Source organism: Lactobacillus sp. CA30L (assembly GCF_059900845.1).
The window spans coordinates 48,271-71,074 of record NZ_JBWXGB010000006.1; the positions used below are offsets into that span (position 1 = coordinate 48,271).

Here is a 22,804-nt window from a genome sequence, read left to right on the forward strand (position 1 = left end):
TATTAGACCATTAGCCAACCTATCTATGTTAGAATACAATTGTTAATTATTATGTACTTTTAAATTAGGATGACAATCATGGATTTCATTTATACGCTTAGATATATGCTGGACCCCAGAACCAATACACCAGCAAAAGACCAGAAGCTTCTTGACTTCGTCAAGGAGGGGCAAATTGATGACGTTGCCTTTTTTATTAACGGCGAGGAGTTAAACCACAGCCACTTAACCCGAGAGGAAACGCAGGTATGGCTTGATGCAATAGCGCCCCTGCAGAAGAAATTAAGCCAGATTGGCGTTACGACCAGTCTCAACCCGTGGACAACTATTATGCATTCAGACCGCGGCTACCACGTTAACCCGGCAATTGGCTTCAACACCTTCGTGGACCTTAACGGCGATCGGGCCAGCGACATGGCCTGTCCTGCCGACCCCCAGTGGCGCAAGTACATCGCCGCAACGTATGCCCAGTATGCCGGTATCCACCCCCGGCGCCTGTGGCTCGAAGATGACTTTCGCCATTATAACCACACGCCGCTTAAACTGATGTGCTTTTGCGATTACCACATGCACTTATACGAGCAAAAACTGGGTAAAAAAGAGACCCGGGCGGAATTTGTCAAAAAAATGCTGCAGCCCGGTGAACCCACGGTTGAACGCCAAGTATACCTTGAGCAGGCGCGCACGGAAATGATCGAAAACGAGCACCTCATTGAGCAGGCTGTCCACGCGGTCAGCCCCGACACCGACCTGGCCCAGATGACCTCTTACCCAGACTGGCACGCACTAGAGGGGCGCGACTGGGATGGTTTATTCAAGGCTCAAGCTGGCCCCGGTCATCCTAAGGTTGCTCGCCCCCACCTGCCCGCATACAACGAAGTCGCCCCCCTGAAGTACGGGCGGGACTTTGAAGAATACACATGCATCACCGCCGCCTGCCTAGGCGAAGATGCTGAACTCTACCCCGAACTGGAGAGCTACATGTACTCGCCCTTTGCCAAGTCGCTGGCCTTTACCAAGTTTCAGGTCATCACAACAGCGCTTGTTGGTGCGCACGGGATCCTGCTCAACCTGTTTGACATGATGGGCAACGGCATCAACAACGCCTGGCACTACGCCGAAATGCTGGACGAAATCAAGCCCTTGGTCAACCAACTGGGTAAAAACCGGATGCAAATAGGGCACTTGCGCGGAATCAAGGTCCTGGTTGACCAGGATTCCAGCTACAGTATCCACACAACAACCGGGGAAGCCGTCGAGGAGCTTCTGCCCCACGAAAAGAACTGGGCCAGTCTCTTGGGAAGTTTTGGCTTTGCCACAAGTATTTTGCCCGTCAGTTCTGACACCAAGCTGGAAAATCAAGTAATCGCGGTTGCAGGGCAATTGCTGCGCAACTTCAGCAACGACCAGATTACTGATCTACTCAAGACTAATGTGGTCTTGCTTGACGGTGAAAGCATTAATGTTCTTCTGGACCGCGGTTTAGGCGGCTTACTGCATATTAAAAAGGCCGTCTGGCACAAGTACCGCACGGCTTACCAGTCATTCGAACAGGCCGATGGGCACACGGTCGACGGCGTTGAGAATCCCCGCATTACAATGCTGCAGCACACAGGCAGCTACCTTCAACTTGATTACGAAGAAAATAGTGCTGTTACCGTGTGGTCCAAAGCCTACAATGCCGTTGACGAGGAGTTAGGCAACGCCATGGCCGTGATTGACCAGCACATTATTGTCTTGCCGATGGATCAAGACCCCAAGCACGGTTGGGAATCTCAGTTCACCAGTTACAAGCAGAACCTGCTCCAGCAAATGCTCGACAGCATCCAACCGGTTGACTACCTGGTCCAGATGCCTAACGTCAAGCTCAATGTCCAGTCAGACGGCAAGGTTGCTTGGCTAGCCAACTTCACTTTAGATGGTTACGAGCAGATTAACTGGCACCTGGCCCGGCCTTTGCCAAGCAATCAGGTCACAATTATCAGAAAGAAGGGCAGCACGGTTACTAAGACGAGGGTGCCAATCACGGTTGAAGATGGCGTTGCCACAATAAATGAAAAAATTGCCCCCCTGGAAACAATTCAGCTGCTCTTTTAATAAAAAGCAAACTAAGCAAAAGAACCTAATCGAAAGATTAGATTCTTTTATTTAGTAAACACTATAGATTATTTTTTCATCTGAGCCAGCATTGCACTCACATCAACCATGCCGGCCTTGCCAGCTGTAATGTAATCGGACTCTATGCCATTCATCTGACTGTTGAGCCACTCAATTACCAACGGCAAGTTCATCCCGGCGATTAAGTGAATGGGCTGCCCATCCATAATCATGCGACTCACCACATTGGCTGGCGTGCCGCCCATTAAATCAGCAAAAACGGTAATGTCTTCGGCTTTTACACCAGCTACTTGTTCTTCAAATTTCTTTTTGAAGTCTTCAGGACCCTCAGACGGAAGCAGGCATACCGTGTGGACGTGTTCCTGCTCGCCCATGATCAACTCGGCACTGGTTTTTACACCCTCTGCCATTGTCCCGTGACTAATTAAAATTAATTCTTTTTCTGCCATTATGAATACTTTCTCTGTTACTCTAGCCAAGTGCTTTAGTCTAAATCTTGGCAATAACGCCCGTGCCACCAAGGATGACGCAAAGCACCAGCACAATTAAAATTGCCTTAGTCGAGGTCATGCCCTTCTTGCCTAGCAGCCAGTAAACAAAGGCTACAACTGCAGCAGGTAATAATTTTGGAAGGATCATGTCCAAATTGTTCTGGATATTCATTGAAACCTTGCCAATTTGTGGCACCCAGGCAAACTTAATGTTGACCATTGTGGCAACCAGGGCACCAACCATGAATACGCCCATAACCGTAGCTGAATCGGTCAAAGCATTAAGCTGGTCCCGCATGTCTGTAACGAGCGAAACACCCTGTTTGTAAGCGAAGCGCAATTGCTTCCACCGGAACACGCAGATCAAGAGGCAGGCAACAACCCAAATGATTACGCCAATCGGGTTGCCCTGGGCTGCCATTGACGCAGCCAGAGCGCCAAAGATCGTTGGAATTAACGAAGCAAAGATGGAGTCGCCGATAGCGGCAAAGGAGCCCATTAACCCGACTTTGACACTAGTAACGGTATCCTTGCCCTGAATGCCTTCATTCTCCTCCACAGCGAGGTCAATACCCGTAATAATCGTGTTGAAGAAGTTGGAAGTGTTGAAGAACTGCATATGCGTCTTCATCATTTCCCTTAATTCAGGACTGTCGTCGCCATAGATTTTCCGCAATTGCGGCAAAATCGTGTACAGGTAGCCACTGTTCTGCATTCTCTCGTAGTTCCAGCCCAGCTGGAAGCCGAACAGAGATCTCCGGTTAATCTGGTTAAAATCTTTATCAGTCAACTGATATTTTGGTTTAGAGTTCGTCATCAGTAATCTCTCCTTCGTCATCATCAACGTTTGAACTTACATTCTGACTTCCTGCATTCTGTGCAGAACCAGTCCCCTTAGCAACCGGGATGCTCTTATAGTGCAGAATTGCAAAGGCCAATCCGATCATCGCAATTGCCAGCATTGGCAAGCCGGTGAAGTTGGCCATAAAGCCCTTGTTAACGGCAGAGAGGCCGGTGCCCACTGCTTGCAGTCCTGAGAACAGAACTGAGAACAGGGTCGTCAGCGTAAAGCCGAGGATCAGGTAGGCTGCATGCTTCTTGACTGGCAAGTAACGCAGCAAAATCGCAAACCCAACGGCTGGCAATGTCGCGCCGGCAACTGTTAAACCGTTGCCTAGCCACATCAAGTCGCCGTTCAGGGCATTGGCAATCGTCTGTACCAGACCCTGACCAAAGGCCAGGGCGATGAAGACCGGGATTGCCCGGGACAGTGACCACGGCAGGGCACCGTAAAGGACATTGCGTTCAACGGCCTTGTAGTTAATGTGATCCTGGTCAATCAAGTGGTCAATCCGGTGTGAGAAGTACGTGTTGGCGAATCTTGCCAAAACGTCCAATTCAACCATGATGGCCGCAACCGGGACCGCGATTGAAGAAATCGCCGTCTGCGGGCTCATGCCCTTAACGCTAACGGAGAAGGCCGTTGCGAGAACAGTACCCGTCGTTGCGTCAATCTTTGACGCACCGCCGAATGTACCAACGCCTAGAACCATCAGCTGCATCGAGGCACCGATAACTAATCCGGTACCCATGTCGCCCATGATCAGTCCGGCAATCAAGCCGGCACCAACTGGGGTGTTCAACGATGAATAAATTTGCAATTCATCGAGAATTTCTAAACCTGCGTATAAAGTAAGCAGTAATATTTGCCACCAAGCCATTATTCTTCCTCCTACTTCATCTTTTCATCAATAAGCTTCATCAGGTCGCGCGCATCAACGCTCGGATTAACCTGAGCAATCAAGTGCACGCCCTTATCGGCTACTTGTCTTAAAATGTTGGCATCGTCAGCGTTAACGTTGACCTGCTTCGTCAATTGGGTTGTATCGTCCCCCGCTGACATGTTGCCGACGTTAATCGTATCAAGCTTGACGCCGTCGTTAACCAGCTTCAAGAAATTGCCTGGCCGCTTGCTAACCAAGAATATCCGCTGGTTGCCATACCGGTTCTTGAGCAAGTGGTCAGCAGCAACATCTGTTGACAAGACACTCAACCTGGTTGTCATCGGCGTGGCCATTCTGAGCCCGCTCTTCTGGATATCATCCTTGGCAGCAGCTTCATCGAGCACGATAATTCGTTCCACCTGCAGCTTGGGCGTCCACAGATTGGCTACCTGCCCATGAACCAAGCGTTCATCAACTCTTGCACCCACAATATTCATATATCTTCCCCCATCTCTTTTACGGAAATCCAAATATTATTAAAAACGCTTTCACAATTATAGAATAAGGTACCAACCAGCTTTTGTCAATCAACTCTCAATAACAAATAAAATTATTATTGACAATGGTTTGTTTTACTATGCCTTATCTATATACCTTGATACTTATAAATAACTTATCTAAAATTCGTGAATCGTTACGCCTTTAACCACCCGGTTAACTGTTCCGGTTGGCGACGGCGTATCCGGCTTATTGCCCACCTTAATGGAAGTCAATAATGCAACCGTCTGTCCAAACATCACGTCTGGCAGTGCCAGGTATGCGTCTGGCAGCAGGTTTTGCTCAGCAAACGTGAACGACTTGCCGCTGAAGTTCTGACCGGCCTTCTCCTGGCCCACCGCCATTACCAGCGGCACAATCTGGTCGTCATTGATTTCATTTAAAATATCCAGATCGTATTGTCTTGTATACGCATTGTTAGAAACGAAGTCAAAGACAATCGTCTTTTTGTTCAAGAATGACTTCGGACCGTGGCGCAGACCCATCGATGTATCGAACAAAGCAGCCACTGCGCCCGCGGTCAATTCCAAGATCTTCAGCCGTGTTTCTTCAGCCAGGCCACCTAAGCAGCCACTGCCGATGTATGTAATGCGGTCAAAATCGGTAGCAACCAGTGCCTGAATCTCAGCCTCACGTTCTACCACGCTTGCACCCATCTTGGCAATCTGGCCAATAATTGCTTCTTTTTGGTCATCTGCGAGTTGATCAAACACAAGCAGCGAAGCCAAGCTCATGCATGAGAACGAACCGGTCATCGCAAAGCCCTGATCCAGCGACTTTTCCGGCATAAGCAGGACCAGGCCGTTTGAATCACCCTTTAAATCCTGCGCCAATTGTCCTTCTGGTGCACAAGTGATGGCAATCTGGTACAGGTTTTTGACTAACTTTTTGGCTAATTCAACAGTGGCAACAGACTCAGGCGAGTTGCCGCTGCGGGCAAACGACACCAGAATAGTTGGCGTATCCGCTTCAAGGTAATCTTCCGGCGTCGATACGATCTTGGTGGTATCGATGGCTTCAAAGTCATATTTGCTGCGGTCACCATGCTTTTGCAGGTACGGCATTACCATGTTGCCCACGTAAGCACTGGTTCCTGCACCAGTAAAAATCACCCTTACCTTGCCCCATGTCTGGTTGATCTTGGTTAAGAAGGCATCAATCTCAGCCTTCTTGTTTTGGTAAATAGTCCATGTCTCTTGCCATAATTGGGGTTGCTGCTCAATTTCACGAGTCGTGATCCTGGCACCCATTTTTTCTAATTCTGCATCTGTTTTTGAAAACATCGCTATTATTCTCCTTCTTACTTAAAATCAAAATAACTTATTATACTGCCTTGAGCGGTAAATAAACTTGTCGCCCCGTGCCAAGGAAATCGTAAATTCAATCGGCACATTCTTCTCATTAATCGTCTTGCGGAATATCTTTAAGCTGGGCGAACCGGCCTCTTCATGCAGCAAGCGCCCCTCCTCGGCACCCAGACTGACGGCTTCGACGTCCTCAAAGGCCATCACGCTTGTCTGGTCGTACTTGCGCTTGAGGACGCTGTAAAGCGGTGCGCTCTCTACGTCGGACATCGTTAAGCCCGGAAAAAGTTTTTCGGGCAGGTAGGTTTTGCTGAAGATGCGCGGCTCATTATTAGCCAGGCGCAACCGCACCAGCTTATAGGCTTGCTCGTTTGCACTCAGATTCAGTTGCTCAACAATGTGCTGACTGGGCGTGACTAACTCCAGACTCCGGTTTTGCGTCGTTGCCTTCTGGCCAGCCCGTGTCATTTCTTCTGAAAAAGAATACATCCCGCCAATATTGGGCTGGTTGAGGAAAATGCTCGCAACGAAGGTCCCCTTGCCGTGGAGCCGGTAAATCAGCCCGCGTTCTTCCAAGTCTTGCAGCGCTAGCCTCACGGTATTTCGACTAACCCCGTATTTAACGAGCAGCTGCCGTTCACTAGGCAAGCGTGCATTGGGTTTCATTTTTTTAATTTGTTTTTCTAAGTCAATGATGACCTGTTGGTAAAGTGGCTGTGGCATTTGTCCACCTCCTTTTAACTGGTAGATACCACTCAAAGTGTAGCAAAGAAAGCGGTTAAAAGCAATTGCAATTCACTAAAAACGCCACCAAAAAAGCCGTTAAAACCAACTGCTTTAACGGCTTTGTAATTAATACGCTATTTATTCAGCTTATTGCCATGCCAATCATAATACTTTTGACTAAGGCGATTCTTGGGATTATCATACACGACCATCCGGTACAGGGCATAAACTGTGCCCACCATTGCAACCAAACCGGTTAACCAATTCTTGAACAGCATCTGCAAGAGGTTGACCGCAATCACAAATACGGTCCACATCAAGAGATTGTTGCGTCTGGCTTTTTCCTTCAGGGTAATCTTTTCTTTCTTCATATGAATCGCCTCCAGCAAAAGCAATTATTACAAGCTAGTTCTTCTTAGCGGCCGCGTACGCTGCGTTTCTCTTCTTCATTTCGCGAGCATACCACCAGAACAGTAATAGGTACACCGCCAGGGCAGCAATTGCATAAACGATGAACATGCCGTGCTGCTTCCAGGCGTTACCGACCAGGTAAGCTAAGAACTTTTCAACCGGTCCTTCCATCGTGGTATCCGAAACCAGGGTGTGCGCAGGAATTGCGGCACCGACTGAATGGGCCATGTTGGTCACAAACGGACCAACCATTGTGCCCGCCCAGAGGAAGATCGGCAGTTCAATCGCACCGATAACAATCATCCGGATAATCTTGCCCCGGGTAACAACCAGCAAAGCTGGCGTAACCCCCATGGCAATGATACCACCCAGCGGCATCAACCTATTTCCCGGCAATACCATTGCTTCAAGCATCATGATTGGTGCCAAAACGTTGGCTGCTGCCCAAATCTCGGAACGACCAGCCAAGAACGGCCAGTCCAGACCAATATTGAAAGTCCGGCCCGAAAACTTCTTAGTGGCAAAGTCGGCAATCCCCTGTGACAGCGGTTCAACGGAAGCGATGAACCATGAACCGATGACGGAGAATAGTTCGATACATGAACCACCGACAAACGACAGGGTAAACATGTCTTTCCATCCCTCTTCGGTGGCAAAATTATTGCCGGCAAGCAGGGAAACGAAGACCCCGAGGTAAACGCCAATCGCAAATCTGCTGCCCCAGAAGCCGATCTTTTCGTTCAATTTAGTTGAATCAAAGTCAAACTTGTCCAGCCAGGGCAGACACTTGTCAAAGAACTTGTTGAAGACCATGATGATTGGATTCATCATGTAGTTCATGTGCGTCGTGGTCATCGGGTTGCCCTCAGGTGCATCAAGCAGGTCGTTGAAGGTCGGCTTCATCAGGTCTGAGTTGATAATCTTCATTGTTCCGATAAAAATGACGAGCAGTGTTGACAGCCACAGCGGTGCACCGACATAAACACAGAACAATCCGACAAAGGCCAGGTGCCAAACGTCGAAGATATCAACGTCCAGCGTATTGGTCTTATCCAGAACCAACAATACAACGTTTAAAATAATCAAGACCAGGAGATAAAACAGGGTATACGGTGACCCCCACGTAATCGTGGCCAGGGGCGCCCAGCCCATATCCTGCATGTCCATGTGAATACCGGTGTGCTTAACGAACTGCATCATCGGCTTTTGAAATGCTGAGGTCAGCATGTTCATGATATTCCCAATTGCAGTAATCGCAATTGCCAGCTTCATGCCGCCCTCTAATGCCTTAGAGAACTTAACCCTAAAAAGCACTGCAATTAGCGTTAAGACAATCAACATGATTGTGGCTGCACCCATGTCAATCAGCGGCTTGAAGAGCGAATTGGCAAAATTAATTATTCCACTCATTTTATTTTCCTTTCAAATAAGATTTACTGTGCGCTTACTTCCTTTACTACCTTTTCCACATTGTCGTAAACAGGCTTTGCCATCGCAGGAATACGATACAAAATTGCACCCGCGTCGATTAACGGCACCTTGGGCGTAAATGCTAAGTCGGTCTTAGCAATCGTCAGGTAGCCATCATAGTGGGACAGCAGGTCTTCATTAACATCCTTAACCATGTAGGCATCTACCTTAACGTTGTATCCGCGCTTTTTCATTTCCTCTTCCACTGCATCTTTAATCTGATGGGATGAATTAACACCCGCTCCACATGCAGCAATAAATTTAACTTGTCTACCCATAATGAAACCTCCTAATATTATTTAAAATACTTACCCATGAACTGATAAATTTTACCAGGATCAGTAAGACTAAATAGCTCTTGTAATTTTGAAACAGGCGTAAGCCGCAGAAAGTCCATAATTTGCGCCAAGATATTGGCCTGACCCGCTGGATCATTATTTAAAATCATGAATAAGAACTTTACTTGCAGCTCCTGGTCGGGAGCAATCATGTTTTTAAAGACAATTGGCGTTTCCAGGCTAACCGGCACGACCAGGCGGGCGTTGACAAATTCGCCCTCGGTGTGCGGCACCGCAATATTGGGCAGTGCCTTGTCGATCGGTGTCGGGTCAATCCCGGTGGGGTAACTTTGTTCGCGCTTGACAATCTCAGAGAAAAAATCATCCTTAACGTAGTTTTGCGTGCGCAATTTGCCTGCAACTTCCTTGAACACCGCAGTTGAATTTGCGGCATTGCTAATAAATACAGTGTCGGGTGAAAACAAATTATTTACCTTCACGGCTCAGACTCCTTTTCCATACTCGGCAAGCTTTCATTTTTGTTTGAATATGTTAGTTTTTGTTCGCTTGTCTATTGATATTATATGTAATCGTATTCAAAAATGCAACAAGTTTTTGCTAACTTTTCCGTTGCCCGCATTGCCCGCGTAATAAAGGAGCCATGATGGTTAAAATCATGGCTCCTTTGTGTGCTATGCGATTAAATATTTAGTTGTTTACCTGTAATTAGTCGTGGTACACGCCCTCGGCCCACTTCTTGTTTTCTTCATCAAAGAAGTGGACGTTGTCCTTTTGGTCCGGGTTCGACTCGGCGATACCGTCAATCTTCGTGATCAGTGCACGGTTGGCTTCAGTGGGCTCATACTTTGCATTTAAGAATGAATCCACAATGTCAAAGATAAAGTCGCGCCCCAGAACGATCCCGCCGAAGCCCAAGACGTTGGCATTTAACTCGCGCCGGGCATACTCAGCCTGCGTAGCATCGCCGACCATGGCAGCGCGGATGCCTTCGTTCTTGTCGGCAGCGGTTGAGATGCCAATGCCGGTTCCGCACAGAACGATGCCCAAATCGGCCCGGCCATCGGCCACATCCTCAGCCACGCGCTTGCCGTACATCGGGTAGTGCGTTCTGGTACTGTCATGGGTACCCTCATCGATGACGCGGTAGCCCTCGTCCTTTAGGTGGTCAGAAATGGCCATTTTGACGGGCGTGACAATATGGTCATTGCCCAGCGCAATAACTAGGTGCTTGTCAATTTTCGGATCAACAAATTCTGGTTGTGGTCTATCGTTATCTAACATTTCTAAAACCCCCTTAGATCATTTCTTCAAGCATGTTTAAGCGAATCTGGTGGCGACCGCCAGCGTATTCTGTGTCCAGGTAATGCTGCACGATCGAATAAGCCAATTTTTCGCCGACAATGCCGCTGCCCAGCGCAATCGCCTTGGCACCATTGTGCATCGCCGTCATGTGGGCTGTTCGCTCCTCGTTAACGTTGGCCGTAACCATCCCCTTGACCTTATTCGAGGCCATAGCCGAACCCACGCCGTATTCATCAAACATAATGGCCTTCTTGATACCGTTGTCCAGCACCTCGCGCGTCACTTTCAAGCTTGACTCAACAAAATCTGCGGCCGGCTCTTCGGTCACGTCCAAAACATCATAATGGTGGTCCTTTAGGTATTGCTTGACCTTTTCTTTTAAGGCAAAGCCCGCCTTGTCGCTACCAATGACAACCTTCATGGTTAAAACTCCCCTCAGCAAAACTACTTATAAACAGTTGTGTATTGACTGTAATGTTTTTCCAGTTCAGGCTCGACGCCGCGGTTGGTAATCAGGCCGTCAACATCACGCAAGTCGTAAAATTGGTGGAAGTCGCTGTGATTCAGTTTGGAATAATCAGCAACCACAAACTTGATTTGCGAATGATCCAGTCCAATCCCCTCGGTTTGGCCCTCTTCCAAGTTAGCTGTTGTCATCGCAGCACCATTGATGCCGTTAACGCCGACAAAACCGACGGAAAACGACATTGTTGCCAACTGGCTGTTCGCCAAAGCCCCTAGAAAAGCCCCGCTAATCCGGCGGTAAGAACCGCCGATCATAATCAGATCATAATTATTGGGACTGTTTTTAGCCGCTTCAAAAACGGGCAGTGAATTGGTCACAATCCGCAGGTGCTTAACTTTAAGGTTGGCAACCATCAACTCTAAAGTAGTGCCCGGACCGACGTAAATAGAATCATTTTCATGGATCAGGTTGCAGGCGCGCTTGGCAACCTCAACCTTTTCCTTGCTGTGAATTTCCCTTTTCTGCTTGTAGCTCTTTTCGATGCGGCTCTGGTCCGACAGCAGCTGCGCGCCACCATGAATACGCAAGATTTTTTCCGCCTTGTGCAGTTCATTGAGGTCCCTTCTGATGGTCATATCGGAAACCCTCAGGGCCTTAGCCAATTCATCCACCGTTACAAACTTTTGGGTATGTACTATTTGTAAAATTGTCTTTAGTCGTTCACTCTTTAGCATTGGTTACCTACTTTTAAACTAGATTAAGCAACTAACTTAGTTCATCTTTAGTATAAATGTTCTATTTTGTTTGTCAATGTTTGTTTATGTTTGATAAAGAAATAAGCATCGTGTTAATTGCCGTTTTTTGCTTGTTCATTTGCTTTACAGTTAGCAATATAAAGCATTTCTAACTATTTTAACAGGTAAAAACCGATATTTGGGAGATTCTTATGCTTCTGACCCGCCTCATAAAGCACACTTTCAAGCACTAAAAAACACTAGCCGGCTCATCATTTTGCCTGACTAGTGTTTAATGGCTGCCGTGCTCAACGCAAGGACAGCTGGTGACTGCGTTTTAATTGCCTATTTCTTAACTTCTTCGGCAATCTTCTGGTACTTGCGCACAATGTTGTAGTCACTGTCTTTGGCCCTAATATAACCTTCTTGGTCGTAGACGCTCTCAATGACCTTCTTGCCTTCTTTGGACTTGCCAATGGCAATGAAGGCCCGGGCTAATTTTTCCCTAAAGGCCTTAGGCATCGACGGCACAACCGAGATGGTGTCGTTTGGAACCGGGCGCGTGTAGTAAATCGGCACGACCTGCGACTTGATCTTGGGATTATCCTTCAAGACGTTGTTACGGGCATCCTCGAAGACAAAGGCGGCGTCGGTATCCTTGTTCAAAACGTTGAGCACGCCCTGGTCATGACCCGTAACGGTGACCAGCTTGCAGCTGCGCTTAACGTCGAAGCCCTTTTGCTTCAATTCGGCGATTGGGAAGATGTAGCCGGTGGTTGACGTGGGGCTCTGAATCGAAATTGACTTGCCCTTCAAGTCCTTCCAACTCTTGATCGGCGAACCCTTCCTGACCAAAATTTCCGAACGCAACGTGTGCACCAGTTCCTTGGTCCAGGTGCCGCTTGGCGCCTTTAAGCCGTAGCGTTCTGATTGCAATAAGACATCGGCCGCATTTTGCTTGTGGGCCTGAACGTAGGCATCAGCGGGCAAGAAGCCGACGTCAACCTTCTTTGACTTCATCGCTTCAATCACCGCGTTATTATCCGTTGATACTGTGACGTGAACCGGAATGCCGAGGCGCTTGGACAGCATCTTTTCGATTGGCTTTGCCCGGCCTTCCATCTTATCGGCCGCTACACTCGGCACGAATTGAACATTAAGTGACTTAGGCGTTGCGCTTGCACTCTTTTTATTTGAATTTGAATTTGCGCACCCCGCCAAAATGACCGTGCCCAAAACAGCAGCCGCTGCAACCAGAACTTTTCTGAATCTTTTCATTTTTCCTCCTGAATCAACCAAAAACCTGCACACAATAAAAAAGACTTAGCGGCCAACGCGAACGCGTTAACCATTAAGTCTTTTATTGATTGCAATAACTATAAATTGAAGCGACTTTTTGAGGTGAGAAAAAGAAGTCACTGCCGCCAGCAGTAAAGCGTCTAAACCAGATACTGCATTACGCATTGCGACCGACTTCCTTTCTCTTTCAAAACAATCTATTAGATGATAGCATAAATGCAATCGCAATAAAAGCACTTTTTGTAAAAACGGCAAGGCAAAATGCGCGGTGGAAAAGTGCTGTAATTATTGCACAACTCAGCCCTTCACACTGTCGTTGTCAGCAGGCCAGAGGTCATTGATGCTTGAAACCGCCCCAATGTCATACTGTTCACGCGTGATGCCGGTGATGGCGCTAAATTTTGAGGCCAGCTCCGGTTGGCTCATGTGCGACCAGATGCGCAAATTAGTCTGGTCGGCCGGCTGAATCCAGTAGCCTAGTTCCTTTAACTGCGGGTAGTCCTTCACGTTGAGCGTCTTGCCGTTTTTCAGGGCGATCAAGTAGGATGCGCTCAGCGGGTAGATCTTTTGGCCAAAAATCTTTACCTGTTCTTCTTGGTACTTCGCGAATAGTTCTTTGGCCTTCTGGTCGTGCAAACTCATAATAAACCTCCTTAGCTAATTGGTTTTTCAATATTATTACAGTTGCTTTTTAATTGCCCTAATTGTACCACCTTTTACTCACACCGAGTTATGAAAATAGTAAAAGTTGGCACTTTAAGTACGACGGACGCGTAAACCAAAAAACGAGTTCATCAGAACTCGCCCTTCAAAAACAAAGATTAATTATCATATTTCTTGTCACTAATAATTTTGCCACTACCAATTGCTTTGATTCTTTGTGACCCGCTGTCATCATCGCCGGTTTGGTGGAATAAACCGCCGGTATACAGCAATACCTGTTTATGTTCATAATCTTCATGCTCAAAAGTATAGGTTATCTTATACGTGACGCTACTGCAGCTATTAGGAGCTGGCACTATAGAGACCACGCTGCAGTCCATTGAGTAACCAATTATGTCATCATCATCGTCAAATTTGGAAACCTGGCTATGCAGCTCTTGGTAGCCCTTGTTCTCCGCACCGCCGACAAAACTATCTTCGTCAGGTGAATTAAAGCTGTCTTGTAGTATGCTTTCAGCATCGTCTTGGCTGATTAAGCCTGGCCATTCAGGTTTAACAACATTACTACTGCTGTCATCGTCATCAGTGAACCCTAGTTCATCATAATCAACCGTTTTTGACTTGATTAATTTACCATTTACCTTAGTTTCAACGTGAATCTTCATATCAGCAGTAGCTGGATAATCTTTAAAAGTTGCCGTTCCTTTTTTATTCAGTGTTCCGACTTTTTTATCATTAATATAGACGAATGAACCGGGCATGCTTTTAACCATAAAATTAACCGTCTTGATATCCATGTTGATAGCCCGATTAGAAAAAATATTGACGTTCTTGTCGGCAGATAAATCATGCCCCGAAGCTATCGACTTAACTGCAACATGATACTTTCCCGGGAACAAGGGCGTAATTTTTTTGTAATAACTTTCACCGTTGCCATCAACGCCACCGAACTTTTTGCCATTAAGCAAAATCGTTGAGTCAGCATGATTAGTCTTAATCTGAGGGCTATAAGTTCTGAGTCGCAGACTATACTTCGGGAAGAACAGCAAGTAATGTCCCTCCTGAACCAGACTGATATTACCGTAACTGTCACCATACTTAAATGCACCTGCCATCTTATCTGCTTCTTCATAATGTTCAGCATAATATTCTTGCGTTGGCTTCAGGGCCGTATCAGTTACACGAACGTTAGGGTTGGCAGACGTAACGTATTGTGCCAGCCCCTGGCGTGGGTCCTTTAGCATCGCCGTAATTTGGCTAACCTGATTGCTGCGCTGATAATGATTAGAACCCCAAGCATAGAAAGCCGCAAAAGCTACAATCACGATGCCCACACAGGTCAGGATAATCTTATTTCGCTTTTTCATTGGCGGCCGCTTATTGAGATTGGCCGTACGCTGCCTTGTTGGGACCTGTGCTTCTTGGGGAGCGGCAATATTTTTATCAGTATTGGATCGTTGCCTATTTGCTATAGCCTTAGGCAGTCTGGTACCGCAATTCGGACAGAATTCGACCGCTTCTTCAACTTGCTCACCACAATTTGGGCAAAATTTCGTTTCATTCATTTCGTTTACCCCTTATATCGCACCCGGAGACATAATATGTTCAATAACTGAACGAATTACGGAGCCATAAATTATGGAATTTAAAATCGTTAAACAAACAAAAATAATCCCTAATGCAATCAAAAAGCCATAGATTTTATCACGCTTGGCCCCCTCATCACCCAGCAAGACAGCCTGCTGGCCGACGAAAAACAGGGACAAAATCACCATTAATAAGATCAGGGCAAGTTTAATGCTGTTTATTCCCATCAACGTTACTAAGAAGAATAACGCCGCAAAAATCAGGTTTAAATTACTAGCATGAACGCCACGATTAACAAATTCAAGCAGTCTGGGCTGGACATCATAGATAAACTTATAAGCCAGGTAATATCCACCAATAGCAATCGCTTCAAATAGCAAGATAATGATGAACACTTCGAGGACTACGCCAAATGACACGTTAAATTGATCCCAACCACGCGTATTTCCCCCATAGCGATTAGCCAGGTCAACTACGGTGTTAATGACCGAATTCGCACAGTAATAGAGGCCCAGAACAATTAATAAATCAGTTATTAGAATGGTTGCCCAGCCATACCAACTCTCAGCAGGCACAATGTTTTGAGCAGGGTGTTGCCAAGACTCTACGCACCATTGCCAGTAACTGCTAATTTGACCATTGGACTCGTTTGCCTCCGCGGTATTCGATATTTCAGGCTGAGCCTTCACCGTTTGTTGAACTTCTTGCTGAGCAGTTTGCTGGGCAATCACATTGCGTAGATCCATCCCACAGGACGTACAAAAATTAACGTCCCCTTTCATGCTAGCCCCACAATTTGGACATTTTTTCATTCATAACTCCTTTTTACTTATAGTATTTTATTTAAAATACAATGTTCCCACTTTAATCATATCTAGCCCTAATACTCTTCAAATCAAATAACATTGCAAGTATAGGATACCAAATAATTGTAGATTCATTTAAAAGTCCTGTCAAATTGCTCTTATACAGCTATTTTTACCAAAAGCATTACCGGTATTCTCATTTTTCACGCGCGACGCTTTTTTAGAATGTCTTAACTCCGCAATCTATAGTAAAATAAGCATTATAAAGAAAGCGTTTAATTGAAAGGACTAAAAATGAAGATTGTTAATTTGGACAGCTATGCCCTGAATCCTGGTGATCTAGACTGGGCACCGCTCAAGGCCTTAGGCGAGTGTACTTTTTACGACCGGACGCCGGTCGATGACGACGCGGAAATCTTAAAACGGATTGGCGATGCTGAAATTGTCTTAACCAACAAGACGCCGCTGAACCGGAGCGTGATTAGCAAGGCACCCAACCTAAAGTACATCGGCGTCACCGCCACGGGCTACAACGTGATTGACACCGCGGCGGCGCGGAAAGCGGGCATCCCCGTCACCAACATTCCGACTTATGGCACCGGGGCCGTCGCCCAATTCACCTTCGCCCTGCTGCTCGAGATCACGAGTCACGTCGGCCTGCATAACGACTTAGTGCACCAGGGCCGTTGGACAAATAATCCCGACTTCACCTTCTGGGCAAAGCCACTGATGGAACTGTCGGGCAAGACGCTGGGTCTCATCGGTTTTGGCAATATTGCCAGGAAGGTGGCAGAAATCGGTCACGCTTTTTCGATGAACGTGCTTTTTTACAACCACCGGCCCAAGGCAAACGCCCCGGAATACGTGGAGCAAGTGAGCCTCGACGAGCTCTATGAGCGCGCGGACATCATCAGCCTGCACGTTCCCCAGGCGCCGGAAACCACGGAAATGATTGACCAGGAAGCAATCAGCAAAATGAAGGACGGCGTTATTCTGATTAATACGGCGCGCGGCGGCCTCATTAGCGAAACCGACGTCGCTCAGGCGCTCAACACAGGCAAAATCAGGGCCGCCGGCGTTGACGTCGCTCAAAAAGAGCCGATTGCAGCTGACAGTCCCCTTCTTCAGGCCAAGAACTGCTACATCACGCCCCACATTGCCTGGGCCCCCCGCGAAACGCGCAGCCGCCTGCTGGGCATTGTCGTGAACAACCTCGAGGCCTTCCTAAACGGGCACGAGCAAAACGTCGTGAATTAACTTTTATCAGCACGCAAAAAAGCCCGTCATGCCTAATTCGGTATGGCGGGCTTTAGTTTGTCAATTGGCAAGCAGCTATTCTCTTAAGGGGTATTTTTCACGTTATCCTTGAGGTAATCCCCACTATGCGCATCAATCAGCGCGTGAAATTCCTGAAAGTCATTCAGCGTAAAGTCAGCAAGTTTTTCTTCCATCGCTTTCTTGACAGCCATGTACTTCAGCGTGCGCACATCGCACTGCTCCAGCCGGGCAATCATCCGGCGCGCATACGCGTCCGCAATAAACACCGGCCGGTCAAACACGTACAGCAGCATATCATCAGCGGTTTCGTTGCCAATGCCCTTGATCTCAAGCAGGCTGGTGCGCAGCCGGTCACCCGGCAGGGCCGCATTTATCTGCTCAAGGGCAAAATCATACGCAGCCATAAACTGCAGGGTAGCATGAATCGTCTGGGCCTTGGCGTTATAAAAGCCGCTGGGTCGAATCAAATCTTTCAGTTCATCAATTTCAAGGGCTAAAATAGCCTGCGGGTCAAAGCCCACGCACTGGCGCAGGTTGTCCAGCGAATGGTCCACGTTGCGCCAATTCGTGTTCTGCACCAGGATGGCACCCACGATAATTTCATATTCATTTTCAGCCGGCCACCAGTGCTGCGCGCCATAGCGCTTCAGCATCTCGTGGTAGACGTTAACATAATTAACCAAAAGACTTGCTTCCTAACTTAATATTCTTGATTTTATTATCGAATAAGATTGTCCCAAAAGCGATAGAGAAATAGCTTCATCATTTTTCGATTATTGGTTGAGTTTATCTAGTATCTATCATAATGTGATCACAACGAGCATATTTTTTCTAACTTTTCTTTATTATCCGCCTTGTAAGCCACTCTATGTTGAGCGTTTAGGCGCCTAGAACAAAAACCTGCTGCTGGCGGAACCAGTGAAATCAATTTTTCAAACGATTGAATTGGAGCAAAGGGGTCTTCCCCAGTTGCTTTACAATCACCCAAAAATTGAACGCAATTGCCTGCGCAGAACAATTCTCAGGTCGAATTTTGCCCCTTTAACAGTTTTGATGGTCCACCTATTTTGGCTTCATCATCAACCTCACGCATCATTTGTGCCAGCTCGACTGAGTCATCACGTTCACGGTTAAGGGCATCTTCAATTCGACCGCTTAAGCTAACTGCATTGTTTCCTGCATGGCATCATAATCTTTCTTGCCAATTATAACGGCACTCTTGCCATCATCCGTGCCCTGAATAATTGTTGGCCGTGAATCCCGGTTGGTTTCTTTAATTACCTTATAGAAATTTGTCCTAGCAGCCGTTGGGGCAAAATTTTTGTCATTTCACTCACCCTTACCACATTTTACCGTACGTAACAGTGTACGGTAACAAATAGTACTCGCTAACTGCATTTTTTGATGGTTAACAGACGGAAAAAAGCCCCAGCATTCATTACGGTCGGGGCTTTTATATTGGTAATACCTCATTTATTCACGCGGTGCGTGTATGCAGCCAACCGCTTGATTACTACGTACAGGACAGCCATCGCGCCCGCCTGCATGAGGCCGACGGAAATTGACCCACGTCAGAACATCCGGGTTGCCGTAATTACGGCCGCAATTCAGAATTGCTCAAGCGGACCCTTTATTAATGCACAAGGACTTTTAAGCGCGCATATTTATTACAGGATGAAAAGCAATCCCCTACTTGTTTTCTTCTTGGGAATTGGGCAAGAAGAATGATGTAACAAATGCAATCAGCACAAAGACAATTATCAGGATGAAGCCCCAGTGGTAGCCGGTCGTGAGTCCAGCAGCAGCGCCAGCGCCGGACTTCATTGTTGTGGCAAGCGAAATCACCAGCATGGCAAGCGCAGTTCCTAACGAACCGCCAATTTGTCTAACCGTCGAAGATGCAGCGTTGGCATCAGCGGTAAGATCCTTGCTTACCAGGTTGATGCCGGCAGTGAACGTGGTCATCATCGTAAACGAAATGCCGACCATCCGCACAGCATACCAGAAACCGATCATCGCCAGACTGGTATCAGCGTTAAACGTGAGCATCGGCAGCGTCCCCACGAGGAGCATGGCAAAACCAAAAAATGAAAGCTTCTTAATGCCAAATTTATCGTACAGCATCCCCGAAATTGGGTTGCAAACAATCATGACCAAAGCGCCGGGCATCATCACCAGGCCGGCCGTCACCGCCGTTTCCGCGCGCGTTGTTTGTAAGTAAAGGGGCAGGATCAACTCAATTCCGACCATCGCAATATTGCTGATCATGCTCAAGACAGTGCACAAATCAAATTTCAGGTTTTTGAATACCCGCAGGTCAACCAGGGGCTTCTTCATCTTTAACTGCCGCATGCAGAACAACACAATAATTGCCAGGCCGACAACCAAGCAGAGAGTTAATGGCCCCGTAATTTTGCCCGTGTTGCCAACTTCTGACAGGGCGTACAGAATCAGCCCAAAGCCGAAGATTGTCTCAAGGAATGAGGTAAGATCCGGCGTGTTGAAGTTGGGCTTCGTGATGTTTTTGATTGTAAAAGCAGCCGCCAGACCAACAATCAGGCTGGTAGCGCTTAAAATAATAAAAAGCATCTGCCAGCTGGAGTACTTAAGGATCAAGCCCGAGATGGTTGGCCCGACCGCGGGCCCGAAGCCGATTACCAGACCCGTGATGCCCATGGCCACGCCCCGTTTTTCCGGCGGGAAAAGCAGCAGAATCACGTTTTGAATGAACGGCATTAATCCCCCGGCCGCAATTGCTTCAATGATGCGCCCAGTCAGCAGCGTGACAAAATTAGGCGCAACCATGCAGACGAGTGATCCAACAAAAAAGATGGCCATCATTGCCAGGTAATTTGTTTTCAGGCTAAATGAATTAAAAATCCAGGCCGACATCGGAATCATTAGTCCAACAACTAATAAGTACGAGGTTGTGAGCCACTGGGCCGTTGCCTGGCTGACGCCGAATGAGCGCATTATTGTTGGCAGCGCGTTATTCAGGAACGTTTCTGCTAGTAACGCGACAAACGCCCCGAATAATAGTACCGCCATCATCACGTTGCGCTGCCTGCTTGTTATTTTTTGTGTGCCGTCACTGTTCATTATTCTCTCCTTTTATGTAGCAAGCTACATTTTTGCCAACAAAAACGCAGCTTAAAAGTTGCTGATAACCTGTTGCAGTCCGTCATTTATCCGCTCAAGGTCCGCCGGACTAATTCCCCGCACTATTTGCCTGTTCACATCAGCCATAATTGCGTAGATGTCATCAACGTGTTCGGCAATGAAAGCAGTACCAGCAGCAGTCAAAGTCAACTTGATTTGCCTGCGGTCCTCTTCCATGCGCGTTGCATTGAGCAGGTCGGCTTTAACGAGGCGGCGCACAATGCTGCGGATAGTCGGGTGACTCAGGACAAACTTGTCGGCTAACTCCTTTTGCGTGACGGTCTTATTGCCCGCCTCATACAGGTAAACCAGCATCGTAATCTGCGGGCCCGTCAGGCTGTAGTCCGTAATTGCCCCAGCAACACGGTTGTTAAGCTCCTTCTCAATTAGCGTGTTGGCCATCTTGATTCGCGGACCAATGTCATTTAGTGGTGAACTTGTCATTTTATCCTCCTTGAATATGTAGTTTACTACACTATTTGTAAAAAACAAGAATTTTTGCCCCAAAGAGTTCTCATCCCCATTTTTAAGCCAGCTTGGTGGTCTGCTCTGCTGATCATCACTGGTCTCAGAATTTTACTCGCAACCACTAGTATCTCAAGCTGGCACAGCGAAAAATTGGTTACAAATACTGTTATATCAATCTTTGTGTCTATCCAAAAAATCACTCACGGAACATGACTTTTTTCTGTGTTCCGTTTATGTTCTTGGCTTTCCTTTTTAAACAAAAATTATCCTTCGCGCACAGGTCTAAACCTTGATACACGAAGGATAATTAACTTATGAAAACCTAACTTATGCTGATTGCCAGAGTCGAACTGGCGACCTTTTCTTTACGAGGGAAACGCTCTACCAACTGAGCTAAATCAGCGCTTTTCACAACGTTTAAATTATAGCAGAAGTAGAAAAATCATGCAATAAAATCAGAGATTTTATTTTAGAATGTTGAATCAAGTTACATAAACATATTTTTTACATTATATTGCTAATTATATATTGACAAATGTATAATAAAACTATTAGATACATATTTTTAAAAGGAAGAAAACATGAAATTTAAGAAACTAATTATTGCGGTCGTCGCACTGATAACTTTTGGAACAATCGGACAAACGACAATAAACCATCCAAACAACATTCAGGCTAAAACCAACTCAGCCGTCTTTCCCAAAAAGATGCGCGGAACATGGTATCACTATGATAATGATACTAAACAAGTTGAAAAATATGTCTACACCAAGAAAAAGCGAATATCTTATGCCGATTACAAAAAGGTAGTTAACTATTTACACGCTAAGCCTAAAAATGACCCAACCTACCCCAAACATAGAAATAATAAGGATAATTGGATTTATATTTTAGGTTCTTCAGCAAAAATTCGCGGACGGAAATGGATAAGCATAAAAGGTTGGTATCAGGAAACCGGTGGCCCGTATTACAATGTATCTAAGCTTGAAGGCCATCAGGTTCTAACTATCGCTAATGGAGCCGGCTTATGGGGCTCTGAACACTGGTATCGTTCGGCTGATTTGGCAAAAAAATTAAACAAACGCCATTATCCTCACTTTACATACAACATTTAGGAGGAAAAACATGAAAATCAACAAGAAGATTGCAATCGCGTTGTGCGCTGTTGCATTAACAAGCGTGGGTGCAACCGTAGTCATCAATGATAGCACTCAATTAGCTAGCGCTAGTGCAGAGCATCCCGGTTACAACAACTGGATTCAATACGGTACTTTGAAGTACGCTTTGAATGGACCATCAGGCAAGGTATATCCAGCAGGTACTAAAGTTGCTAGATATTCTGGTAATATCATGACGCCAACAAAATCTCAACCAGGAAAGCCATTTCTACTGACACTTATGCTTGCGGCAGCTCCTGAAAATCTCAACATGCAATTTGGCGGTGGACGAATCGCTGAAACTTACGTCAATGTCGGTGAATGGCAACAAGTTGGGGACCCAGACCGAGACAAGGGTATGGATATTGTCCAAAGTGCTACTGATATGACTGATTTAGCTTCAAGTGATTTTCACCCGGTAGATTCTAGTAATACTGACGTTCCCGCAGCCAATTAAACAAAATACCTGAACTTTTCAGTCCTAATCTAATGGGCAGCTGGTTTAAAGAGAGCTTGTTAGTCAAAGCCTGTTTCAATGCGTCCTCAATGAAGGCTTGCGAGTAATGGTGGTAGGGTTCATCCAGAATCTGCAGGCCGTGACAGTCAAGCAACTGCAAGAGATAAGACAGACTATGGCTATTAAGCTGGTGAGCCTTAGCCAAATAAGCAATTGAATAGCCTTGTTGCCATTGATTGTAAAGCTTGATTTTCTGTTCTTTAGATAATTTAGTCATAAAAATAGCCCCGAAAGTTGTCTAACTTTCGGGACTCATTTCAATCTGAA

General features: G+C 46.6%; 26 protein-coding genes, 1 tRNA gene and 1 pseudogene. 4 read left to right on the forward strand and 24 right to left on the reverse strand.

All coding sequences use genetic code 11. The features are described 5' to 3' along the window. Positions 1 to 78: 78 nt before the first annotated feature. Entirely contained in the window at positions 79 to 2,097 is a 2,019-nt protein-coding gene (locus AC2JF8_RS07800; protein WP_500762542.1) for a hypothetical protein, read from the forward strand. A 68-nt stretch (positions 2,098 to 2,165) separates the two neighbouring features. On the opposite strand, the gene AC2JF8_RS07805 is transcribed toward AC2JF8_RS07800, so the two are convergent. From AC2JF8_RS07805 to AC2JF8_RS07890, 18 genes and pseudogenes are all read right to left on the reverse strand, one after another. After that, positions 2,166 to 2,567, reverse strand: coding sequence for a PTS sugar transporter subunit IIA (locus tag AC2JF8_RS07805; RefSeq protein ID WP_500762603.1), 402 nt, complete (start codon positions 2,565 to 2,567; stop codon positions 2,166 to 2,168). Positions 2,568 to 2,607: 40 nt separating this feature from the next. After that, complete coding sequence (locus AC2JF8_RS07810) at positions 2,608 to 3,426, reverse strand: PTS system mannose/fructose/sorbose family transporter subunit IID (protein WP_500762544.1); 819 nt, start codon at positions 3,424 to 3,426, stop codon at positions 2,608 to 2,610. Then, positions 3,413 to 4,330: a PTS mannose/fructose/sorbose/N-acetylgalactosamine transporter subunit IIC gene (locus AC2JF8_RS07815; RefSeq protein WP_500762546.1), complete on the reverse strand. Its 918-nt coding sequence runs from the start codon at positions 4,328 to 4,330 to the stop codon at positions 3,413 to 3,415. The genes AC2JF8_RS07810 and AC2JF8_RS07815 overlap by 14 nt, the downstream gene beginning before the upstream one ends. An 11-nt stretch (positions 4,331 to 4,341) precedes the next feature. Then, on the reverse strand, positions 4,342 to 4,830 hold the full coding sequence (locus tag AC2JF8_RS07820; RefSeq protein ID WP_500762548.1) for a PTS sugar transporter subunit IIB: 489 nt from the start codon (positions 4,828 to 4,830) through the stop codon (positions 4,342 to 4,344). A gap of 180 nt (positions 4,831 to 5,010) precedes the next feature. After that, entirely contained in the window at positions 5,011 to 6,174 is a 1,164-nt protein-coding gene (locus tag AC2JF8_RS07825; RefSeq protein ID WP_500762550.1) for an SIS domain-containing protein, read from the reverse strand. A 27-nt stretch (positions 6,175 to 6,201) separates the two neighbouring features. After that, positions 6,202 to 6,918: a GntR family transcriptional regulator gene (locus AC2JF8_RS07830; protein WP_500762552.1), complete on the reverse strand. Its 717-nt coding sequence runs from the start codon at positions 6,916 to 6,918 to the stop codon at positions 6,202 to 6,204. Positions 6,919 to 7,055: 137 nt separating this feature from the next. Next, positions 7,056 to 7,292, reverse strand: coding sequence for a hypothetical protein (locus tag AC2JF8_RS07835; protein ID WP_500762554.1), 237 nt, complete (start codon positions 7,290 to 7,292; stop codon positions 7,056 to 7,058). 34 nt (positions 7,293 to 7,326) lie between these two features. Continuing rightward, complete coding sequence (locus tag AC2JF8_RS07840) at positions 7,327 to 8,742, reverse strand: PTS transporter subunit IIC (protein WP_500762557.1); 1,416 nt, start codon at positions 8,740 to 8,742, stop codon at positions 7,327 to 7,329. Positions 8,743 to 8,765: 23 nt separating this feature from the next. Beyond that, positions 8,766 to 9,080 carry a PTS sugar transporter subunit IIB gene (locus tag AC2JF8_RS07845; protein WP_500762559.1) on the reverse strand — a complete coding sequence of 105 codons (315 nt, stop codon included), beginning with the start codon at positions 9,078 to 9,080 and terminating at the stop codon, positions 8,766 to 8,768. Positions 9,081 to 9,097: 17 nt separating this feature from the next. Further along, the gene (locus AC2JF8_RS07850; protein ID WP_500762561.1) at positions 9,098 to 9,580 is read right to left on the reverse strand and encodes a PTS sugar transporter subunit IIA; all 483 of its coding nucleotides are present in this window, start codon (positions 9,578 to 9,580) and stop codon (positions 9,098 to 9,100) included. A gap of 226 nt (positions 9,581 to 9,806) precedes the next feature. Continuing rightward, a complete protein-coding gene (lacB, locus tag AC2JF8_RS07855) occupies positions 9,807 to 10,382 on the reverse strand; it encodes a galactose-6-phosphate isomerase subunit LacB (RefSeq protein ID WP_500762563.1) in 576 nt (191 codons plus the stop codon). 13 nt (positions 10,383 to 10,395) lie between these two features. After that, positions 10,396 to 10,824: a galactose-6-phosphate isomerase subunit LacA gene (gene lacA / locus AC2JF8_RS07860; protein ID WP_500762565.1), complete on the reverse strand. Its 429-nt coding sequence runs from the start codon at positions 10,822 to 10,824 to the stop codon at positions 10,396 to 10,398. A gap of 23 nt (positions 10,825 to 10,847) precedes the next feature. Continuing rightward, on the reverse strand, positions 10,848 to 11,603 hold the full coding sequence (locus AC2JF8_RS07865; protein WP_500762567.1) for a DeoR/GlpR family DNA-binding transcription regulator: 756 nt from the start codon (positions 11,601 to 11,603) through the stop codon (positions 10,848 to 10,850). A 345-nt stretch (positions 11,604 to 11,948) separates the two neighbouring features. Continuing rightward, entirely contained in the window at positions 11,949 to 12,881 is a 933-nt protein-coding gene (locus tag AC2JF8_RS07870) for a phosphate/phosphite/phosphonate ABC transporter substrate-binding protein (RefSeq protein ID WP_500762569.1), read from the reverse strand. A gap of 318 nt (positions 12,882 to 13,199) precedes the next feature. Continuing rightward, a complete protein-coding gene (locus AC2JF8_RS07875) occupies positions 13,200 to 13,544 on the reverse strand; it encodes a hypothetical protein (RefSeq protein WP_500762570.1) in 345 nt (114 codons plus the stop codon). A gap of 179 nt (positions 13,545 to 13,723) precedes the next feature. Continuing rightward, the gene (locus tag AC2JF8_RS07880; RefSeq protein ID WP_500762604.1) at positions 13,724 to 14,932 is read right to left on the reverse strand and encodes a TcaA 3rd/4th domain-containing protein; all 1,209 of its coding nucleotides are present in this window, start codon (positions 14,930 to 14,932) and stop codon (positions 13,724 to 13,726) included. Positions 14,933 to 15,052: 120 nt separating this feature from the next. Next, positions 15,053 to 15,130, reverse strand: a pseudogene (locus AC2JF8_RS07885) (zinc-ribbon domain-containing protein); the annotation flags it as partial. A 12-nt stretch (positions 15,131 to 15,142) separates the two neighbouring features. Beyond that, entirely contained in the window at positions 15,143 to 15,964 is an 822-nt protein-coding gene (locus tag AC2JF8_RS07890; protein WP_500762572.1) for a DUF6574 domain-containing protein, read from the reverse strand. Positions 15,965 to 16,252: 288 nt separating this feature from the next. On the opposite strand from AC2JF8_RS07890, the gene AC2JF8_RS07895 reads away from it, so the two are divergent. Further along, positions 16,253 to 17,215, forward strand: coding sequence for a D-2-hydroxyacid dehydrogenase (locus AC2JF8_RS07895; RefSeq protein ID WP_500762574.1), 963 nt, complete (start codon positions 16,253 to 16,255; stop codon positions 17,213 to 17,215). An 83-nt stretch (positions 17,216 to 17,298) separates the two neighbouring features. Here the strand turns inward: AC2JF8_RS07895 and AC2JF8_RS07900 are convergent, their stop codons facing one another. From AC2JF8_RS07900 to AC2JF8_RS07920, 5 genes are all read right to left on the reverse strand, one after another. Further along, on the reverse strand, positions 17,299 to 17,919 hold the full coding sequence (locus tag AC2JF8_RS07900; RefSeq protein WP_500762576.1) for an endonuclease III domain-containing protein: 621 nt from the start codon (positions 17,917 to 17,919) through the stop codon (positions 17,299 to 17,301). Positions 17,920 to 18,391: 472 nt separating this feature from the next. Continuing rightward, positions 18,392 to 18,514: a hypothetical protein gene (locus AC2JF8_RS07905; RefSeq protein ID WP_500762605.1), complete on the reverse strand. Its 123-nt coding sequence runs from the start codon at positions 18,512 to 18,514 to the stop codon at positions 18,392 to 18,394. 411 nt (positions 18,515 to 18,925) lie between these two features. Further along, positions 18,926 to 20,335 (reverse strand): MDR family MFS transporter, encoded by a 1,410-nt coding sequence (locus AC2JF8_RS07910; RefSeq protein WP_500762578.1) that lies wholly within the window; start codon positions 20,333 to 20,335, stop codon positions 18,926 to 18,928. Positions 20,336 to 20,386: 51 nt separating this feature from the next. Beyond that, on the reverse strand, positions 20,387 to 20,839 hold the full coding sequence (locus AC2JF8_RS07915; RefSeq protein ID WP_500762581.1) for a MarR family winged helix-turn-helix transcriptional regulator: 453 nt from the start codon (positions 20,837 to 20,839) through the stop codon (positions 20,387 to 20,389). A 354-nt stretch (positions 20,840 to 21,193) separates the two neighbouring features. Beyond that, positions 21,194 to 21,266, reverse strand: a tRNA-Thr gene (locus tag AC2JF8_RS07920). Between the two features lie 178 nt (positions 21,267 to 21,444). Between AC2JF8_RS07920 and AC2JF8_RS07925 the strand changes: the two genes are divergently transcribed. Further along, positions 21,445 to 21,978, forward strand: a complete 534-nt coding sequence (locus tag AC2JF8_RS07925) for a hypothetical protein (protein WP_500762583.1) — start codon at positions 21,445 to 21,447, stop codon at positions 21,976 to 21,978. A gap of 10 nt (positions 21,979 to 21,988) precedes the next feature. Continuing rightward, complete coding sequence (locus tag AC2JF8_RS07930; RefSeq protein WP_500762584.1) at positions 21,989 to 22,477, forward strand: hypothetical protein; 489 nt, start codon at positions 21,989 to 21,991, stop codon at positions 22,475 to 22,477. Here AC2JF8_RS07930 and AC2JF8_RS07935 read toward each other — a convergent pair. Further along, positions 22,446 to 22,754 carry a hypothetical protein gene (locus tag AC2JF8_RS07935; RefSeq protein WP_500762586.1) on the reverse strand — a complete coding sequence of 103 codons (309 nt, stop codon included), beginning with the start codon at positions 22,752 to 22,754 and terminating at the stop codon, positions 22,446 to 22,448. The two genes, AC2JF8_RS07930 and AC2JF8_RS07935, sit on opposite strands and share 32 nt — an antisense overlap. Between the last annotated feature and the right edge of the window lie 50 nt (positions 22,755 to 22,804).

Bases quoted from the DNA above. Each gene is read 5' to 3' on its own strand.
- AC2JF8_RS07800 (WP_500762542.1), top strand. From the start codon at position 79: ATGGATTTCATTTATACGCTTAGATATATGCTGGACCCCAGAACCAAT.
- AC2JF8_RS07865 (WP_500762567.1), bottom strand. From the start codon at position 11,603: ATGCTAAAGAGTGAACGACTAAAGACAATTTTACAAATAGTACATACC.
- AC2JF8_RS07890 (WP_500762572.1), bottom strand. From the start codon at position 15,964: ATGAAAAAATGTCCAAATTGTGGGGCTAGCATGAAAGGGGACGTTAAT.
- AC2JF8_RS07935 (WP_500762586.1), bottom strand. From the start codon at position 22,754: ATGACTAAATTATCTAAAGAACAGAAAATCAAGCTTTACAATCAATGG.
- AC2JF8_RS07830 (WP_500762552.1), bottom strand. From the start codon at position 6,918: ATGCCACAGCCACTTTACCAACAGGTCATCATTGACTTAGAAAAACAA.
- AC2JF8_RS07825 (WP_500762550.1), bottom strand. From the start codon at position 6,174: ATGTTTTCAAAAACAGATGCAGAATTAGAAAAAATGGGTGCCAGGATC.
- AC2JF8_RS07925 (WP_500762583.1), top strand. From the start codon at position 21,445: ATGAAATTTAAGAAACTAATTATTGCGGTCGTCGCACTGATAACTTTT.
- AC2JF8_RS07895 (WP_500762574.1), top strand. From the start codon at position 16,253: ATGAAGATTGTTAATTTGGACAGCTATGCCCTGAATCCTGGTGATCTA.
- AC2JF8_RS07910 (WP_500762578.1), bottom strand. From the start codon at position 20,335: ATGAACAGTGACGGCACACAAAAAATAACAAGCAGGCAGCGCAACGTG.
- AC2JF8_RS07815 (WP_500762546.1), bottom strand. From the start codon at position 4,330: ATGGCTTGGTGGCAAATATTACTGCTTACTTTATACGCAGGTTTAGAA.
- AC2JF8_RS07805 (WP_500762603.1), bottom strand. From the start codon at position 2,567: ATGGCAGAAAAAGAATTAATTTTAATTAGTCACGGGACAATGGCAGAG.
- AC2JF8_RS07835 (WP_500762554.1), bottom strand. From the start codon at position 7,292: ATGAAGAAAGAAAAGATTACCCTGAAGGAAAAAGCCAGACGCAACAAT.
- AC2JF8_RS07810 (WP_500762544.1), bottom strand. From the start codon at position 3,426: ATGACGAACTCTAAACCAAAATATCAGTTGACTGATAAAGATTTTAAC.
- AC2JF8_RS07845 (WP_500762559.1), bottom strand. From the start codon at position 9,080: ATGGGTAGACAAGTTAAATTTATTGCTGCATGTGGAGCGGGTGTTAAT.
- AC2JF8_RS07870 (WP_500762569.1), bottom strand. From the start codon at position 12,881: ATGAAAAGATTCAGAAAAGTTCTGGTTGCAGCGGCTGCTGTTTTGGGC.
- AC2JF8_RS07915 (WP_500762581.1), bottom strand. From the start codon at position 20,839: ATGACAAGTTCACCACTAAATGACATTGGTCCGCGAATCAAGATGGCC.
- AC2JF8_RS07930 (WP_500762584.1), top strand. From the start codon at position 21,989: ATGAAAATCAACAAGAAGATTGCAATCGCGTTGTGCGCTGTTGCATTA.
- AC2JF8_RS07880 (WP_500762604.1), bottom strand. From the start codon at position 14,932: ATGAAAAAGCGAAATAAGATTATCCTGACCTGTGTGGGCATCGTGATT.
- AC2JF8_RS07875 (WP_500762570.1), bottom strand. From the start codon at position 13,544: ATGAGTTTGCACGACCAGAAGGCCAAAGAACTATTCGCGAAGTACCAA.
- AC2JF8_RS07840 (WP_500762557.1), bottom strand. From the start codon at position 8,742: ATGAGTGGAATAATTAATTTTGCCAATTCGCTCTTCAAGCCGCTGATT.
- lacA (WP_500762565.1), bottom strand. From the start codon at position 10,824: ATGAAGGTTGTCATTGGTAGCGACAAGGCGGGCTTTGCCTTAAAAGAA.
- AC2JF8_RS07820 (WP_500762548.1), bottom strand. From the start codon at position 4,830: ATGAATATTGTGGGTGCAAGAGTTGATGAACGCTTGGTTCATGGGCAG.
- lacB (WP_500762563.1), bottom strand. From the start codon at position 10,382: ATGTTAGATAACGATAGACCACAACCAGAATTTGTTGATCCGAAAATT.